This is a genomic window from Aureimonas sp. SK2, from assembly GCF_029813115.1.
Lineage (GTDB): Bacteria > Pseudomonadota > Alphaproteobacteria > Rhizobiales > Rhizobiaceae > Aureimonas.
Window position 1 is genome coordinate 342775 of sequence record NZ_JAPZDS010000002.1, and the last position, 16033, is coordinate 358807.

The following is a 16033-nucleotide window of genomic DNA, read 5'->3' on the forward strand; positions in this document are numbered from 1 at the left end:
CATGGCGGAAAAAGCGCCTGCGACCAAGCGCGCCACCGCCGGGGCCGGAAAGGCCGCGCCGGTCGCCAAGGCGGTTCGTGCCAAGGCGAAGGCCAAGGCGCCGAAGATCCCCTATACGGCGGAGGAGGTGGCTGAGATCTTCCGCCGCTTCGCCGTGCAGCGCGCGCATCCGACCTCCGAGCTCGAGCACGTCAACACGTTCACGCTGCTGGTCGCCGTGGTGCTCTCGGCGCAGATGACCGATGCCGGCGTCAACCGGGCGACGCGCGGCCTCTTCGCGCGGGCCTCGACGCCGGAGGCCATGGCGGCGCTCGGGGAGGACGAGATCCGCGAGGCGATCAAGACGGTCGGCTTCTTCCGCACCAAGGCGAAGAACGTCCAGCGCCTGTCGGAAATCCTGAGGGACGAGCACGGCGGGCAGGTGCCGCGCGACCGGGCGGCGCTGGAAGCCCTGCCGGGCGTCGGGCGCAAGACCGCCAACGTCATCATGAACACGGCGTTCGGAGAGGAGACGCTGGCGGTCGACACGCATATCCTTAGGATCGGCAACCGCATCAAGATCGCGCCGGGCAAGACGCCGGAGGCGGTGGAACAGGGCTTCCTGAAGATCATCCCCGAGGGCTTCCTGCGCCATGCCCATCACTGGCTGATCCTGCACGGACGCTTCGTGTGCAAGGCGCGAAAGCCCGACTGCGCCGTCTGCATCATCGCCGACCTCTGCAAGGCCGACGAGAAGTGGTGCGGCACGCCCGCGCCGCTCGTCGCCCTGCCCGACGCTCCGCCGGGGCCTCAGCCCCTGCCGCCGGGGGCGAAGCGTCCGGGCGGCTGAGCGGGAACGCCGTCGATCGTCTCCGCCGTCGCCACCGCGATCGGCAGCCCGCCCTCGCGCTGCGACACACGCTGGTGGAGATGCACCATCAGCGCTGCGGCAAAGAGCGGCGTCAGAAGGTTGAGGATCGGGATGGCGAGAAAGGCGGCGAGCAGCAGGCCGGCGGCGAAGACCGTGCCGCCATACCGGCTCCGAAGCGCGCGCACCTCCTCCTCCGAGCGGTAGCGGAGCGCTGCGAACTCGAAATATTCGCGCCCGAGGAGATAGCCGTTGATGACGAAGAAGGCGCCGAAATTGACCACGGGCACGAGAAGCAGCGCGAAGGCGAGGAGGTTGCCGAGGATCACCACGCCGAAGAACTTCACTGACAGGACGATCGAGCGCCCGAGCGGCAGGGCGCGGCCGACCGCCTGACCGGGATAGTCGTCCCGCTCCACCACTTCGGCCACGTCATCGAGGAAGAGGCCCGCGATCACCGCCGAGACCGGGGCGATCAGGAAGGCGAGGAGGAAGGCCAACGCGACGCCCGCCGCCCAGCCCGCGAAGGTACCGGCATTGTCGACCCAGGTCGGCATGTCCGGCGAGAACTGCGCGAAGAAGGGGATCGCGACGGTCTCGAACAGCCACCGCACGGCGAACCACAGCGCCACCAGCACCACGGCGGTGAGGCCGAGCGACTTCCAGAGCGCGGCCCGGAAGGGCGGGGAGAAGAGATCGCGCAGGGCGCGGGCGGCCGAGGCCAGGATCATCGTGGGGCGGCTCCTCGTGGGTCTCGACGAAGGAGATGGGACGGCCGGCCCACGCCAGCAATGGCGCGTCGCAAGTGGACTTGGCGCCGCTTCCCCGCTACCTCGCCGCAGGAGACGCCCTTTCCAGCCGAGGAAGCCCCATGTCGCTCAAGGTCGCGGTCCAGATGGACCACGTGTCGGGAATCACCATCAAGGGCGATTCGACCTTCGCCCTGTGCCTGGAGGCCGAGCGGCGGGGGCACCGGCTCTTCCACTACACGCCCGACCGCCTGTCGCTCCGGGACGGGCGCGCCACGGCCCGCGTCGAGACGCTCAACCTCGTGGAGGAGCAGGGCAAGCACTTCATCCTCGGGGCGCAGGAGAAGGTCGACCTCGCCGACATGGACGTGGTGCTCCTGCGCCAGGACCCGCCCTTCGACATGAACTACATCACCTCGACCCACATCCTGGAGCGCGTCCACCCGAAGACCCTGGTTGTCAACGACCCGGCCTGGGTGCGCAACATGCCGGAGAAGATCTTCGTCACCGAGTTCGCCGACCTGATGCCGGAGACGATCATCACCAAGGACCCGCAGGAAGTGGCGGCCTTCCGCGCCGAGTTCGGCGAGATCGTCATGAAGCCGCTCTACGGCAACGGCGGCGCGGGCGTCTTCCACCTGACCCGCGAGGACCGCAACCTCTCCTCCTTCATGGAGACCTTCGCGCTTCTCTTCCGCGAGCCCTTCATCGTCCAGCGCTACCTGAAGGACGTGAGGAAGGGCGACAAGCGCGTGATCCTGATCGACGGCGAGCCGGTCGGCGCGATCAACCGCGTGCCGTCCGAGACGGACGCCCGCTCCAACATGCATGTCGGCGGGCGCGCCGAGCCGACGGAGCTGACCGAGCGCGAGCGCGAGATCTGCGCGCGCATCGGCCCGACGCTGAAGGAACGCGGCCAGGTCTTCGTCGGGATCGACGTGATCGGCGACTATCTCACCGAGATCAACGTGACGTCCCCGACGGGCATCCGCGAGGTCAAGCGCTTCGGCGGCGCCGACATCGCCGCCCTCTATTGGGACGCGGTCGAGGCCAAGCGCTGACCGGACCCGGTTCCTGAACGCCGGATGAATGAGGCGTTCGGGAACCGTTCGCCCCGGCCGTGCTTGAATGCACCCCATCGAAGCCCTTTGACCGGACGGCTCCCATGCCCCGACTTTCCCTTCTGAAGACCGCCCTCCTTCTCGGCGCCCTGGCCCTGCCGGGCGTCGCGCAGGCCGCGACCGCCATCGCCACCACCAACGTCAACCTGCGCGCCGGCCCCTCCACCGCCTATCCGCCGGTCAACGTCGTGCGCGGGGGCGAGGACGTGCGCGTCTACGGGTGCCTCGCCAACCGCTCCTGGTGCGACGTCGACTTCTACGGCCAGCGCGGCTGGATGTCGTCGAACTACCTCGCCTTCGTGCGCGGCGGCACGCGCTACACCGGCGAGCGCTCCGTCCGCTATCTCGGCGCGCCCGTCATCACCTACTCCTTCGGCAATTACTGGGACCGGCACTATCGGGACCGCCCCTTCTATCGCGAGCGCCAGCGCTGGGACGGCATCTACGGCCCGCGCATCTTCGACCGGCCCCCGCCGCGCCGCGACTGGCGCGACGCCCGCCGCGACGAGCGTCGCTGGGAAGAGCGCCGCGAGGAGCGTCGCGAGCGTTGGGAAGATCGGCGCGACCGCTACGAAGACGGCCGGCCCCGCTGGCAGCGCACCGACGTCCGGCCCTTCGAGTCGGAGGACGACGGCTACGACCGGGACTATTGAGCGAACGGGGGCGGCGAAAGCCGCCCTTTCTCGTGGCAGCGACGGTCTGACCGTTCCCTTCCTGTTCTTGCGCCGAAAGCGGCTTCGGATTAGCGTTCCCCGGCGGCATGTCCATCGTCTGGCGCCGCCGGGGGCCGAGCCAGCATGATCTCACGCGTCAGGACCGTGGCCTTCCAGGGCGTCGACGCCATTCCGGTCGATGTCGAGGTGATGGTCGCGCCCGGCAAGATGGGCATGCAGATCGTCGGCCTCGCCGACAAGGCGGTGGCGGAAAGCCGCGAGCGGGTGCAGGCCGCGCTCCACGCCTCCGGCCTCGCGATGCCGCCCAAGCGCGTGACGGTCAACCTCGCGCCCGCCGACCTGCCCAAGGAAGGCTCGCACTACGATCTCCCCATCGCCCTCGGCCTGATGGCGGCGCTCGGCGCCCTGCCGGCCGACCGGCTCGCCGACTATCTCGTGCTCGGCGAGCTCTCGCTCGGCGGCACGGTCTCGCCGGTCGCCGGCGTCCTGCCGGCCGCCATGACCGCGCACGAGAATTCGCTCGGCCTGATCTGTCCGGAAGCCGGCGGCCCGGAGGCCGCCTGGGCCAGCGTCGACATGCCCATCGTCGCCGCCCGCAGCCTGATCCAGATCGCCAACCACTTCCGCGGCACGCAGGTGCTCGGCCGGCCCGAGCCCGCCGTGCGGGTGGCCGCCTCCGACCTGCCCGACATGGCCGACATCCGCGGCCAGGCGGCGGCCCGCCGCGCGCTCGAAGTCGCGGCCGCCGGCGGCCACAACATGCTGATGTGCGGGCCGCCGGGTTCCGGCAAGTCGATGCTGGCCGGGCGCCTGCCCTCCATCCTGCCGCCGCTGGTGCCGGCCGAGATTCTCGACGTCTCGCGCATCGCTTCCATCGCCGGCGAGCTCTCGGATGGGCGCCTGTCCGACCGCCGCCCGTTCCGCGCGCCTCATCACTCCGCCTCCATGGCAGCCATGGTCGGCGGCGGCCAGCGCACCCGGCCGGGCGAGGTGTCGCTCAGCCATCGCGGCGTGCTCTTCCTCGACGAGCTTCCCGAATTCTCGCCCGCCGTTCTCGATTCCCTGCGCCAGCCGATCGAGAGCGGGGAAAGCGTCATCGCCCGCGCCAACTACCGCGTCACCTATCCCGCCCGCTTCCAGCTCGTCGCCGCCATGAATCCCTGCCGCTGCGGCATGGCCGGCGAGCCCGGCCACACCTGCGCCCGCGGCCCGCGCTGCGCCAGCGACTACCAGGCGCGCATCTCCGGCCCGCTCCTCGACCGCATCGACATCCGCATCGACGTGCCCGCCGTTTCCGCCGCCGACCTCCTGACGGCCGCGCCCTCCGAGCCTTCCGAAGTCGTGCGCGCCCGCGTCGAAGCCGCGCGTCGCATCCAGGCCGCCCGCTTTGAGGCGCTCGGCCTGCCCGCGACCACCCTCAACGCCCATTGCTCCGCGTCGCTCGTCGAGCGCGTCGCCGCCCCGGACGCGGCCGCCGCAAAGCTCCTGCGCGAGGCCGCCGAGCGCATGGCCTTCTCCGCCCGCGCCTACCACCGCATCCTGAAGGTCGCCCGAACCCTCGCCGACCTCGCCGGCTCCGACACCGTCGGCCGCCCCCACCTCGCCGAAGCCATCAGCTACCGCGTCGCCACCGAGCGGCCGGCGGTCGCGGGGTAGGGCGCGGCCGGGATTGCGGGGCTGCCGCCCCGGTCCCCGCTCGGGAAGGAATTCCCGAACCCTTCTTTTCTATTGGCAGGTTTCCGAAATCCGGGAGAGCCGCTGGCCCTCCCGGATTTCGGACATCTCTCAACAGATGAGGGGTCCAGGGGAAATCATTTCCCCTGGCGGGGTTTGGGGCGGCAGCCCCATTATCTAGCCGCCCCTATCCCAGGATCGCCCGGACCTCCGGCAGCGCGGCGAGCGGCGTCTGCGGGCGGGGGCCGACTTGCGCGATGATGTGGCCGGCGGCGATGGCGCCGAGGCGGGCGGAGGTTTCGTGGCCGAGGCCGGCGGTGTAGCCGCGCAGGAAGCCGGAGGCGAAGAGGTCTCCAGCGCCGGTCGTGTCGACGACATCGGGGACGAGGGTGGCGGGGAAGGCCTGGGCGTTCGCGCCTTCCACGACGACGCAGCCGTCGGGGCCGCGGGTGACGACGGCAAGGCGCCGGGCGTCCTGGCCGAAATGGTGGAGCGCCTCTTCGAGGACCTCGGTCTGGTAGAGGGCGAGGGCTTCGGCTTCGTTGGCGAAGACGATGTCGACGGTGCCGGACCGCATGAGGTCGAGGAATTCGGCGCGGTAGCGGTGGACGCAGAAGCTGTCGGAGAGCGTCATGGCGACCTCGCGGCCGGCGTCGTGCGCGATCTTCGCGGCCTGGAGGATGGCGTCCTTGGCGCGGGGCGGATCCCAAAGGTAGCCCTCGAAATAGGTGACGCGGGAGCTGGCCACGATCTCGGGCACGACGTCGTCCGGCGACAGCTCGACGCAGGCGCCGAGATAGGTGTTCATCGACCGCTCGCCATCGGGCGTGACGAGGATCATGGAGCGGGCGGTGGGCGGCGTGCCGCCGAGCGGCTTCGTCTCGTAGCGGATGCCGAGCGAGCGGATGTCGTGGGCGAAGATGCGGCCGAGCTGGTCGTCCGACACTTTGCCGAAATAGGCGCCGGTGCCGCCGAGCGAGACAAGGCCGGCGACCGTGTTGCCGGCGCTGCCGCCCGACATCTCCGTGGCGGGACCCATCCTGGCGTAGAGTTCCTCGGCGCGCGCGGCATCGATCAGCGTCATGGCGCCCTTCTCGATGCCGGCCTCGCGGAGAAAGGCGTCGTCGGTGCGCGAGATGATGTCGACGATGGCGTTGCCGATCGTCAGGAGGTCGTATTCGGCCATGCGGGACGGGACCTTGTGTTGGGAGCGGTCAGGCGGAGACCCAAGCATTGGGAATATGCACCGGCCAGCGGCGCGGCAGGACGGCGACGATGTCGAAGCGGAGCGAGAGGCGGGCGTGGTCGCGCTGCTGTCCGAGCCAGAGTTCGGCGGCGCGGGTGATGCGGGCCTGCGCGGCGGGCGTCACGGCCTCCATCGCGGCTTCCAGCGTGGCGCGGGCCTTCACCTCGACGATCGCGACCGTGTCGCCGCGCCGGGCCACGAGGTCGATCTCTCCGAGCTTCGTGCGGTGGCGCTGGGCGAGGATGCGATACCCCTTGAGCCGCAGGGCCCAGGCCGCCAGCCATTCGCCGCGATGGCCCTTGGCAAAACGCGCGCGGCGCTCGGCGAGGCGGTCGGGCGCCGTCATTCGGCTTTCAGCGCCAGGGCGCGCTGATAGAGGTCGCGCCGCGACAGGCCGGTGAGCTTCACCGCCTCCTGGGCCGCCTTGGCCGGCTTCATCTCGGCCAGCAGGCCGAGGAGGATGGCGTCGACGTCGGCCGGCGCTTCGCCGGCTTCGTCCGCCGGGCCGCCGACGCAGACGACGATCTCGCCGCGCACGCGTTCCATGGCCGCGAACTCGGCGGCGAGATCGGGCAGGGGGGCGCGATAGATGGTCTCGAAGGCCTTGGTCAGTTCGCGGCAGACGGCGGCGGGGCGAGACCCGAGGACGTCAGCCATGTCGGCAAGGCTCTCGGCGATCCGGTGCGGCGCCTCGAAGAACAGGAGCGTGCCGGGAATGCGGGCCAGCGCTTCGAGACGGGCGCGACGCCCGCTTTCCTTGGCGGGCAGGAAGCCGGCGAAGAAGAAGGCGTCGGAGGGAAGACCCGAGGCGAGGAGGGCGGCGAGCGGGGCCGAGGCGCCCGGGATGGGAACGACCGGGAGACCGCGCGTGATGGCCGCGCGCCCGAGCCGGTAGCCGGGGTCGGAGACGAGCGGCGTGCCCGCGTCGGAGACGAGCGCCACCGAGCGTCCCGCTTCGAGTTCGGCCAGAAGCGCCTCGTCGGCGCTCTCGGCGGAGTGCTCGTGATAGGACCAGGCTCGGCGGCGGATGCCGTAGCGCTGGAGGAGCTTGCCGGTCTGGCGCGTGTCCTCGCAGGCGAGGACATCCGCTCCGGCGATGGTCTCCAGCGCCCGCAGCGTGATGTCGGAAAGGTTTCCGATCGGCGTGGCGACGAGATAGAGCGCCGGCTCCGGGCGCGGCGCCGGAAAGGCGGTGCCTCGTAGCGTATAGCCCGTGCGTCCTCCCTCGACCGGGGTTTCCGCCTCGTCGTTCATGCCGCCCTCGGAGCCCACAGGATCACGCCGGCGCCAAGGAGGCAGAGCGCCGCCCCTGCGAGATCGTACCCGTCCGGCCGCGCGCCTTCCGCGCCCCACATCCAGAGGAGCGAGGCGAGGATGTAGACCCCGCCATAGGCGGCATAGGCGCGCCCGGCGAACTCCGCTTCCACCAGCGTCAGCGCGTAGGCGAAGAGCGCGAGCGAGGCGAGGCCGGGGAGGAGCCACCAGCGCGAGGCGTCGAGCTTGATGACGGCCCAGACCGCGAAGCATCCCGCGATCTCCGCCAGCGCGGCGAGCGCGTAGACTACGAGGGTGGAGGTGGGAAGGGCGGTCAAGCGAGATCCGCCACCACGGCGTCGAGCACCAGCATGCCGGTCGGGGTGGCGCGGATGCGGTCGGGGCCGAGGCGCTGGATCATGCCGTGGCCGGTCAGTTCGCGCACCGTCTCGGCGTCGATGTCGCGGCCCGACAGTTCGCGCCAGCGTTGCAGGTCCATGCCCTCGGCGAGGCGCAGGCCCATCAGCATCAGTTCGTCCGCCTGTTCCTGCGGCTCGAGCGGAACGTCCTCGACGGACCCCTCGTCCCAGTCCTCGACCATGCGCAGCCAGGTCTCGGGATGCTTCTCGTTGGAGACGGCATGGCGCTCGCCGTCCTCCAGTCCCGGCAGGCGGGCGTGCGCGCCCGGGCCGACGCCGGCATAGTGGCCGTAGCGCCAGTAGGTGAGGTTGTGACGCGATTCCGCGCCCGGCACCGCATGGTTGGAAATCTCGTAGGCGGGCAGGCCGTTGGCCTCCGTCACCGCCTGCGTCGCCTCGTAGAGCTCGGCCGACAGCTCGCCATCGGGAACGAGCAGCTTGCCCGCCTTGTGGAGCGCGTGGAAGGCGGTGCCTTCCTCGATGGTGAGCTGGTAGAGCGACAGGTGGTCGGCGGCGAGGCCGATCGCCTGGGCCAGCTCGGCCTCCCAGGCTTCGACGCTCTGGCCGGGGCGGGCGTAGATGAGGTCGAAGGACAGGCGCGGGAAGATTTCGCGCGCGAGCGCGATCGCGCCCAGCGCCTGGGTGACGTCGTGGAGCCGCCCGAGCCGCTTGAGGTCCTGATCGTTCAGGGCCTGGACGCCGAGGGAGACGCGGTTGACGCCTGCCGCCCGGTAGCCGCGGAAACGGTCCGCCTCGACGGAAGAGGGGTTGGCTTCCAGCGTGATCTCGGCGCCGTCCGCGACCGTCCAGTTGGCCGAGACCGCATCGAGGATCGCCGCCACCGTCGCGGGCTCCATCAGGCTCGGCGTGCCGCCGCCGAGAAAGATGGAGGTGACGGTCTCGCCTCGGGTGCGCCTGGCCTGCGACGCGATCTCGCGGCGGAAGGCGGCGACGAAGCGCGCCTGGTCCACCGGTTCATGGCGTACGTGGCTGTTGAAGTCGCAATAGGGGCACTTGGCCGCGCAGAAGGGCCAATGGACATAGACGCCGAAGCCGGGGTCGCCTGCCGGCGGCGTGAACGGTCGGATCGCCGACAGGGAGCGCAGGGCCATGGTCACGAGACGCCGAGCGCCTCGCGCGCGAAAAGGCGGAAGGCGCGGGCGCGGTGCGAGAGCGCGCGCTCCTCGCCCGGCACCCAGCCGTGCTTCTCCTCGGACGGCATCTCGCCGAAGGTGCGCATCTCGTTCTCGGGCAGGAAGCACGGGTCGTAGCCGAAGCCGAGCGAGCCCCGTGGCGGCCAGACGATCGTGCCCTCGATCTCGCCCCGGAACTCACGCGTCGAGCCGTCGGGAAAGGCGAGGCAGAGCACGGCGACGAAACGTCCGGTGCGCTTGTCGGGCGTCGTGGCCCCGGCCGCCTGAAGCTTCTCCTCCACTTGGCGCATGGCCATCGCGAAGTCCTTGTCGGGACCGGCCCAGCGGGCGGAGTAGATGCCGGGATCGCCGTCCAGCGCATCGACCGCGAGGCCGGAATCGTCCGAGAGCGCCGGCAAGCCGGTGGCGGTGGCCGCCGCCAGCGCCTTGATCCGGGCGTTCTCCTCGAAGGTGGTGCCCGTCTCCTCGGGCTCGGGCAGGCCCTTGTCGGCCGCCGAGACCACCTCGAAGCCGAGCGGGCCGAGCAGTTCGCGGAATTCGGCGATCTTGCCCGCGTTGTGGCTTGCGACGAGGAGCGGGCCGTTCGCCGGATCGAGGGGCAGGTCGTGGGGCATCATGTGGTCCGGAACTTGTCGATCGAAACGCCCGGCTCAGGCGCCGAGCACCGCCTTCTGCTTGTCCACGAGCTGCCGGATGCCGGCCTCGGCCAGGCCGAGCAGCGCGTCGAGCTCGGCGCGCGAGAAGGGCTCGCCTTCGGCCGTGCCCTGGATCTCGACGATGCCGCCGCGCCCGGTCATGACGAAATTGGCGTCGGTCTCGGCGGCCGAATCTTCCAGATAGTCGAGGTCGAGCACCGGCTGGCCACCGTGGATACCGCAGGAGATGGCGGCGACATGATCCTTCAGGACCGCGTCGCGCTTGACCATGCCGCGCGTCTCCATCCAGGCGAGGCAGTCGGACAGGGCGACGAAGGCGCCGGTGATGGCGGCCGTGCGCGTGCCGCCGTCGGCCTGGATGACGTCGCAGTCGACCGTGATCTGGCGCTCGCCGAGCGCCTGGAGATCGACCACGGCGCGCAAGGAACGGCCGATCAGGCGCTGGATCTCCTGCGTGCGGCCGGACTGCTTGCCGGCGGCCGCCTCGCGGCGCATGCGCTCGCCCGTGGCGCGCGGCAGCATGCCGTATTCGGCCGTAACCCAGCCCTTGCCCGTGTTCTTGAGCCACCCCGGCACGCGCTCTTCGAGGCTGGCCGCGCAAAGAACGTGCGTGTCGCCGAACTTGACGAGGCAGGAACCCTCGGCATGGCGCGAGACGCCGCGCTCCAGCGAGACAAGCCGCAATTCGTCGTTCTGGCGTTTGGAAGGCCGCATCGGGTGTCCGCTCAGGCTCGGGAAAGTGTTGCGGTCTCCTTAACGCATCGATGCGGGAACCGAAAGCGGGCGCGTACCCGCCGCCGGTAGCCGCCTTCAGGCGATGCTCTGCGCCAGTTCCGGCGCCTCGCCGCCGATGACGAACCGGTTGCGCCCCCGCCGCTTGGCCACGTAGAGGGCCCGGTCGGCCGCCGACAGGAGCTCGGAGGGCGTCGCGGCCTGGCCCGCGCCGATGCACACGAGGCCGATGCTGATGGTCACCACGCCGATCCCGTCGGACCGGGCGGGATGCGCAAGTTCGAGGGCCGCGACCGTCTGCACCAGCGCGCGAGCCCAGCGGGCCGCCTCCATCTCGCCGACGCCGCGCAGGACGAAGGTGAACTCCTCGCCGCCGAAGCGGGCGCAGAAGGCATCCTCGTGCCCGCCGATGATGGAGGCGAAGACGGCGGCCACCTGCTGGAGGCAGTCGTCGCCCGCGGGATGTCCGAGCGTGTCGTTGTAGAGCTTGAAATGGTCGATATCGATCATCATGACCGACAGGTCCTGCGAGGCGGACGTCCAGGCTTCGAGCTGCTCGGTCAGGTGACGCCGGTTGGGCAGACGGGTCAGCGCGTCGGTTCGCGACAGGTCCTGGAATTCGCGGCGCGCGGCGTCGGCGTCGTGCGCCTGTCTCGTGGCGCTCAGCGTCGCCAGATAGTCGAGGCAGCGCCGGCGCTCGTGCCGGTAGTTGGCATAAAGGGAGAACAGGCAGGCGGTCGTGATCTGGACCGAGAAGGCGAAGCGCAGCGACGGGTCGAGCCCCGACTTGGCGTGCAGCGCGACCAGGGTCGCCGCGAGGGCTCCGGCCGTGAACAGAGCCGCATACCGGAAGCGCAGTGCCAGGAGCATGTTGGCGAAGATGATCGTGAGCGGCAGCTCGCCGAAGGTGAAGAGCCCTTGGGGGGTGCCGGAGATCCAGAACAGGAAGACGGGCACGAGATAGGCGTTGAAGACCCCGAACGTGACGAACCGCTCGGCCCAGAGCGGCGGTGTCGTGCCGATCAGCCAGATCAGGGCGAGCGAGACGGGGGTCACCAGCCCGACGCGCAGCATCACCGAAAGCAGCAGGCAGTCCGGCAGAAGCATGATGCTGGTGAAGTTGTAGACGTTGTAGAGCACCAGCCCGACCACGATGGCGGTCCGCAACTCGGCAATGCGCCCGGCCGCGTTTTCGGCGTATCGCGCGTCCACGGCGGGCGAGAACCGCAGCCACCGGTCGAGATCCGGGGGGCATTTCCGCTCGTTCATGCTCGAGAAAATGCCTGCGCGCATCGCGTTCGTCCGTCGGTGTGACCCGATCCTGCCCGATAAGCCTTGCCAGTTGCTGACGATTTTGGTTCGAGATCGAATCACGGACAAAACTTCCGCCGATCCTTCGGCATCCGATTCAAGGGCCGCTTGGCCGCAGGGGCCGCGATCCATATATTCGCGGGCACCATGAAGCTCGGACCTCCCCTTTCCCTGCCCCGCGATGCGATGGACCGCCGCCTCGACCTCGGCCAGGCCCTGGACGAGCGTTCGCGCGAGATTTTTCGGCTGATCGTCGACACCTATCTGGATTCCGGCGAACCGGTCGGGTCGCGCAACCTGTCGCGCCTGTTGACCAGCTCGCTGTCGCCCGCCTCCATCCGCAACGTCATGTCGGACCTGGAAGCGCTCGGGCTGATCTACGCCCCGCATGTATCGGCGGGCCGGCTGCCGACCGAGATCGGGCTGCGCTTCTTCGTGGACGCCTTTCTCGAGGCCGGCGACCTGCCCGAGCGCGAGCGCCTCGAGATCGAGGAGCGGGTGCGCGCCGAGGGGGAGCGGCGCCCCGTGGACGCCCTTCTCACCGAGGCCTCGCAGCTCCTGTCCGGCCTGTCGCGTGGGGCGGGGATCGTTCTCGCCTCCAAGGCCGACATCCGCCTCAAGCATATCGAGTTCGTGCGCCTCGATTCGTCCCGCGCGCTGGTCGTCCTCGTCGGCGAGAACGGCGAGGTCGAGAACCGCGTCCTCGAACTCACCCCCGGCATCACCGCGTCCCAGCTGGTCGAAGCCACCAACTTCCTCAACGCCCATGTGGTGGGGCGCACGCTCAGTGAGGCGCGCGCGCGCATCGCCGCCCTGAAGGACGACACCGCCCGCGCCCTCGACCGCCTGTCGCAGGAGCTCGTCGAGGCGGGTCTCGCCGTCTGGTCGGGCGGCGGGGCGGGCACGCCGTCGCGGCTCATCGTGCGCGGGCGCGCCAACCTCCTCGACAGCGTCACCGCGGCGCCCGACCTCGAACGGCTGCGCCATCTCTTCGACGACCTCGAATCCAAGAGCTCGATTATGGAGCTGATCGACCTCGCGGAAGCCGGCAACGGCGTGCGCATCTTCATCGGATCGGAGAACAAGCTCTTCTCCATGTCCGGCTCGTCGCTCGTCATCGCGCCCTACAGCGACGGCGAGGACCGCGTGATCGGCGCGGTCGGCGTGATCGGCCCGACCCGGCTCAACTACCGCCGGATCGTGCCCATGGTGGACTACACCGCCCGGCTCGTCTCGCGCCTTCTTTCGGGCACCGCGCCGCCCCGCCGGCCTTGATTTTCGGCCTTTCCCATTCGATATCCCGCACCGACCCACACGAGGCGGAACCGCTGTCGGCCGCGCGCGGCGGCAGGCGGCTCCGGCCTGATCCACACGACCAAGGAGCGCCCCCTTCGATGACGAGCGAGACCGACAACAGCGCGAGCAAGGGCGATGCGACGACGGGCGGCCAGGCCTTCTTCAAGGGCGGCGGCAGCGCGGGCGCGACGCCCGGCGACATGAACGCGCCCCATCTCCACGGTGCCGAGGGCGACGAGACCGTGCCGACCTGGGGCGGTGCCCAGGCCTCCGAGGCCGACCGCGCGCGCATTGCCGAGCTCGAGGCCGAGAACGCCGACGTCAAGGACCGCATGCTGCGCCTCGCCGCCGACATGGAGAACCTGCGCCGGCGCACCGAGCGCGAGATCAAGGACGCGCGCCAGTTCGCCGTCGCCAACTTCGCGCGCGACATGCTCTCCGTCTCCGACAATCTCGATCGCGCCCTCCAGGCCCTGCCGGAGGGCGCCCGCGAGGGCGGCGACGCCGGCTTCACCGCCCTGGTCGAGGGCGTCGAGATGACCGGCCGCTCCATGCTTTCGGCCATGGAGCGCCACGGCGTGAAGAAGCTCGAGCCGCTCAACCAGCGCTTCGACCCGAACTTCCACCAGGCCATGTTCGAGGTCCCCAACCCGGACCTGCCCGCCAACACCGTCGTCCAGGTGGTCCAGGAAGGTTACGCCATCGGCGAGCGCGTGCTGCGTCCCGCCCTCGTCGGCGTCTCCAAGGGCGGCCCTAAGGCCGCGGCGCCTGCCGTCGGCCCCGACACCAAGCCCGGCGTGCCCGACGAGAGCACCAAGGACGCCTGAGGGCGTGGCCGGGGATCGGCAGGGGCGCTGCCCCTGCACCCCGCCAGGGAAATGATTTCCCTGGACCCTCCTCATACGAAGAATGTCCAAAGAGAAAGGGGGCCGCTGGCCCCCTTTCTCTTTGGAGAAATCCTCAAATGAAAAGAAGGGTTCGGGAATTCCTTCCCGAGCGGGGCAGGGGGCGGCAGCCCCGCCATCCCCATCCGCGCCCCTCAGAACGTCGGCGGCGTCTCGCCGGCGGCGCGGTAGGCGGCGGTGACGGTGTTGGCCATGAGCATGGCGATGGTCATGGGGCCGACGCCACCGGGGACGGGGGTGATGGCGGAGGCGATGTCGGCGGCCTCGGCGTAGGCGACGTCGCCGACGAGGCGGGTCTTGCCCTCGCCGCGCTCGGGGGCTTCGATGCGGTTGATGCCGACGTCGATGACCACCGCGCCGGGCTTGACGCAGTCGGGACCGAGCGCCTGCGGGCGGCCGATGGCGGCGACGAGGATGTCGGCCTCGCGGCAGAGGGCGGGAAGGTCCTTCGTGCGCGAATGGGCGACCGTGACGGTGGCGTTGGCCAGGAGCAGGAGCTGGGCCATCGGCTTGCCGACGAGGTTGGACCGTCCGACGACCACCGCGCGCCTGCCCGACAGGTCGTCGGCACCGAGCGCCCGGCGAAGCAGCACCATGCAGCCGGCGGGCGTGCAGGGGACGAAAGCCTGATCCGGCTGGCCGGAGGCGAGGCGGCCGGCATTGACCACGGTGAGGCCGTCGACGTCCTTGTCGGGATGGATGCGCCCGACCACCGCGTCGGCGTCGAGGCCCTTGGGCAGGGGAAGCTGCTGCAGGATGCCGTGGATGGCGGGGTCGGCGTTGAGCAGGTCGATCAGGGCGAGGAGTTCGGCCTGCGGCACGTCGGCGGGGAGGCGGTGCGTCACGGAGTGGAAGCCGCATTCCTGTGCCATGCGGCCCTTGGAGCCGACATAGACCTGGCTCGCCGGATCCTCGCCGACGAGCACCACGGCCAGTCCCGGCTTCACGCCATGCCGCGATTCGAGCTCGGACGCCGACGCCTTGACCGTCGCCAGCACGTCCTGGGCCACCAGCTTTCCGTCGATCCGCGTCGCTGCCATCGAAACGATTCCTTCATCGATCCCGCTTTGCTGCGCCGCTTATAGTGCGGGAGGCGAGCGGCCGCGAGTATGGAAGCGTCGTTTGAAAAGGACCGTGGGACTGTTCGCCGGCTGCGAGCCTTCTATGATCCTTCGCAGGGGCAGACGGGAAGGGACGAGCGTCATGCAGCTTGAAGGACAGGTCGCGGTGGTCACGGGCGCGGGCTCGGGGATCGGCCGCGCCATCGCGCTGGCCTTCGCGCGCGAAGGGGCGAGCGTCGGCATCGCCGACATCGCGGCGGACGGCGCGCAAAAGGTCGCCGCCGAGATCGAGGCCTCGGGCGGCAAGGCGCTCGCGGTGACCATGGACGTGACGGACGAGGCGGCGGTGAATGCCGGCGTCGATCAGGTGGCCGAGCGGTTCGGCCGTCTCGACGCCATGGTGGCGAACGCCGGCATCCAGATCGTCCACCCGATCGAGGAGTTCCCTTACGAGGAGTTCCGCCGCGTGGTGGACATCCATCTGGGGGGCTCGTTCCTCCTGACCAAGGCCTCCGTGCGGCATATGTACCGCCAGAAGTCCGGCGCGCTGATCTACATGGGCTCGGTCCACAGCCACGAGGCCTCGGCGCTGAAGAGCGCCTATGTCGCGGCCAAGCACGGGATCCTCGGCCTGGCCCGGACCATGGCCAAGGAGGGCGGCAAGCACGGCGTGCGCTCCAACGTCATCTGTCCCGGCTTCGTGCGCACGCCGCTGGTCGAGAAGCAGATCCCCGAGCAGGCGCGCGATCTCGGCATCTCCGAGGAGGAGGTCGTGAAGAACGTGATGCTCGGCCGCACGGTGGACGGCGAGTTCACGACGCTGGAGGACGTGGCGGCGCTTGCCGTGTTCCTCGCCGGCTTCCGCTCGTCGGCCCTGACCGGCCAGTCGATCACCGCCAGCCACGGCTGGTACATGGGCTGAACGCCCCGAGAG

General features: G+C 70.2%; 17 protein-coding genes. 7 read left to right on the plus strand and 10 right to left on the minus strand.

Annotated elements, in window-relative coordinates:
- The first annotated feature begins 1 nt into the window (after position 1).
- Entirely contained in the window at positions 2-829 is an 828-nt protein-coding gene (nth, locus tag O5O54_RS04155; RefSeq protein WP_279479171.1) for an endonuclease III, read from the plus strand.
- Here the strand turns inward: nth and O5O54_RS04160 are convergent.
- On the minus strand, positions 790-1578 hold the full coding sequence (locus O5O54_RS04160; RefSeq protein ID WP_279479173.1) for a sulfate transporter family protein: 789 nt from the start codon (positions 1576-1578) through the stop codon (positions 790-792). The genes nth and O5O54_RS04160 overlap by 40 nt on opposite strands.
- Positions 1579-1718: 140 nt before the next feature.
- Here O5O54_RS04160 and gshB point away from each other — a divergent pair, with 140 nt between their 5' ends.
- The 3 genes from gshB (at position 1719) to O5O54_RS04175 (ending at position 5047) form a co-directional block, all read left to right on the plus strand.
- A complete protein-coding gene (gene gshB / locus O5O54_RS04165; protein WP_279479175.1) occupies positions 1719-2657 on the plus strand; it encodes a glutathione synthase in 939 nt (312 codons plus the stop codon).
- A gap of 104 nt (positions 2658-2761) precedes the next feature.
- The gene (locus O5O54_RS04170; protein WP_279479177.1) at positions 2762-3370 is read left to right on the plus strand and encodes an SH3 domain-containing protein; all 609 of its coding nucleotides are present in this window, start codon (positions 2762-2764) and stop codon (positions 3368-3370) included.
- A gap of 144 nt (positions 3371-3514) precedes the next feature.
- Positions 3515-5047 (plus strand): YifB family Mg chelatase-like AAA ATPase, encoded by a 1533-nt coding sequence (locus tag O5O54_RS04175; protein WP_279479179.1) that lies wholly within the window; start codon positions 3515-3517, stop codon positions 5045-5047.
- A 205-nt stretch (positions 5048-5252) separates the two neighbouring features.
- On the opposite strand, the gene O5O54_RS04180 is transcribed toward O5O54_RS04175, so the two are convergent.
- The 8 genes from O5O54_RS04180 to O5O54_RS04215 all read right to left on the minus strand — a co-directional run bounded on the left by O5O54_RS04180 (position 5253) and on the right by O5O54_RS04215 (position 11819).
- Positions 5253-6251, minus strand: a complete 999-nt coding sequence (locus O5O54_RS04180) for an adenosine kinase (RefSeq protein ID WP_279479181.1) — start codon at positions 6249-6251, stop codon at positions 5253-5255.
- A gap of 28 nt (positions 6252-6279) precedes the next feature.
- Positions 6280-6657, minus strand: a complete 378-nt coding sequence (locus O5O54_RS04185; RefSeq protein WP_279479183.1) for a YraN family protein — start codon at positions 6655-6657, stop codon at positions 6280-6282.
- Positions 6654-7565 (minus strand): 16S rRNA (cytidine(1402)-2'-O)-methyltransferase, encoded by a 912-nt coding sequence (gene rsmI / locus O5O54_RS04190; RefSeq protein ID WP_279479184.1) that lies wholly within the window; start codon positions 7563-7565, stop codon positions 6654-6656. The genes O5O54_RS04185 and rsmI overlap by 4 nt, the downstream gene beginning before the upstream one ends.
- Entirely contained in the window at positions 7562-7903 is a 342-nt protein-coding gene (locus O5O54_RS04195) for a YnfA family protein (protein WP_279479186.1), read from the minus strand. Before O5O54_RS04195 ends, rsmI begins: the two co-directional genes overlap by 4 nt.
- Positions 7900-9096, minus strand: coding sequence for a radical SAM family heme chaperone HemW (gene hemW / locus O5O54_RS04200; protein WP_279479187.1), 1197 nt, complete (start codon positions 9094-9096; stop codon positions 7900-7902). Before hemW ends, O5O54_RS04195 begins: the two co-directional genes overlap by 4 nt.
- A 2-nt stretch (positions 9097-9098) precedes the next feature.
- Entirely contained in the window at positions 9099-9752 is a 654-nt protein-coding gene (gene rdgB, locus O5O54_RS04205) for an RdgB/HAM1 family non-canonical purine NTP pyrophosphatase (RefSeq protein ID WP_279479430.1), read from the minus strand.
- 36 nt (positions 9753-9788) lie between these two features.
- Positions 9789-10508, minus strand: a complete 720-nt coding sequence (gene rph, locus O5O54_RS04210) for a ribonuclease PH (protein WP_279479190.1) — start codon at positions 10506-10508, stop codon at positions 9789-9791.
- A gap of 96 nt (positions 10509-10604) precedes the next feature.
- The gene (locus O5O54_RS04215) at positions 10605-11819 is read right to left on the minus strand and encodes a GGDEF domain-containing protein (protein WP_279479191.1); all 1215 of its coding nucleotides are present in this window, start codon (positions 11817-11819) and stop codon (positions 10605-10607) included.
- A 204-nt stretch (positions 11820-12023) separates the two neighbouring features.
- Here O5O54_RS04215 and hrcA point away from each other — a divergent pair, with 204 nt between their 5' ends.
- Positions 12024-13112 (plus strand): heat-inducible transcriptional repressor HrcA, encoded by a 1089-nt coding sequence (gene hrcA, locus O5O54_RS04220; protein ID WP_279479432.1) that lies wholly within the window; start codon positions 12024-12026, stop codon positions 13110-13112.
- A gap of 221 nt (positions 13113-13333) precedes the next feature.
- Positions 13334-13960: a nucleotide exchange factor GrpE gene (gene grpE / locus O5O54_RS04225; protein ID WP_407061661.1), complete on the plus strand. Its 627-nt coding sequence runs from the start codon at positions 13334-13336 to the stop codon at positions 13958-13960.
- Between the two features lie 212 nt (positions 13961-14172).
- Here grpE and folD read toward each other — a convergent pair whose 3' ends face one another.
- Positions 14173-15078, minus strand: coding sequence for a bifunctional methylenetetrahydrofolate dehydrogenase/methenyltetrahydrofolate cyclohydrolase FolD (gene folD / locus O5O54_RS04230; RefSeq protein ID WP_279479195.1), 906 nt, complete (start codon positions 15076-15078; stop codon positions 14173-14175).
- 163 nt (positions 15079-15241) lie between these two features.
- Here folD and O5O54_RS04235 point away from each other — a divergent pair, with 163 nt between their 5' ends.
- On the plus strand, positions 15242-16021 hold the full coding sequence (locus O5O54_RS04235; protein WP_279479197.1) for a 3-hydroxybutyrate dehydrogenase: 780 nt from the start codon (positions 15242-15244) through the stop codon (positions 16019-16021).
- Positions 16022-16033: the final 12 nt, after the last annotated feature.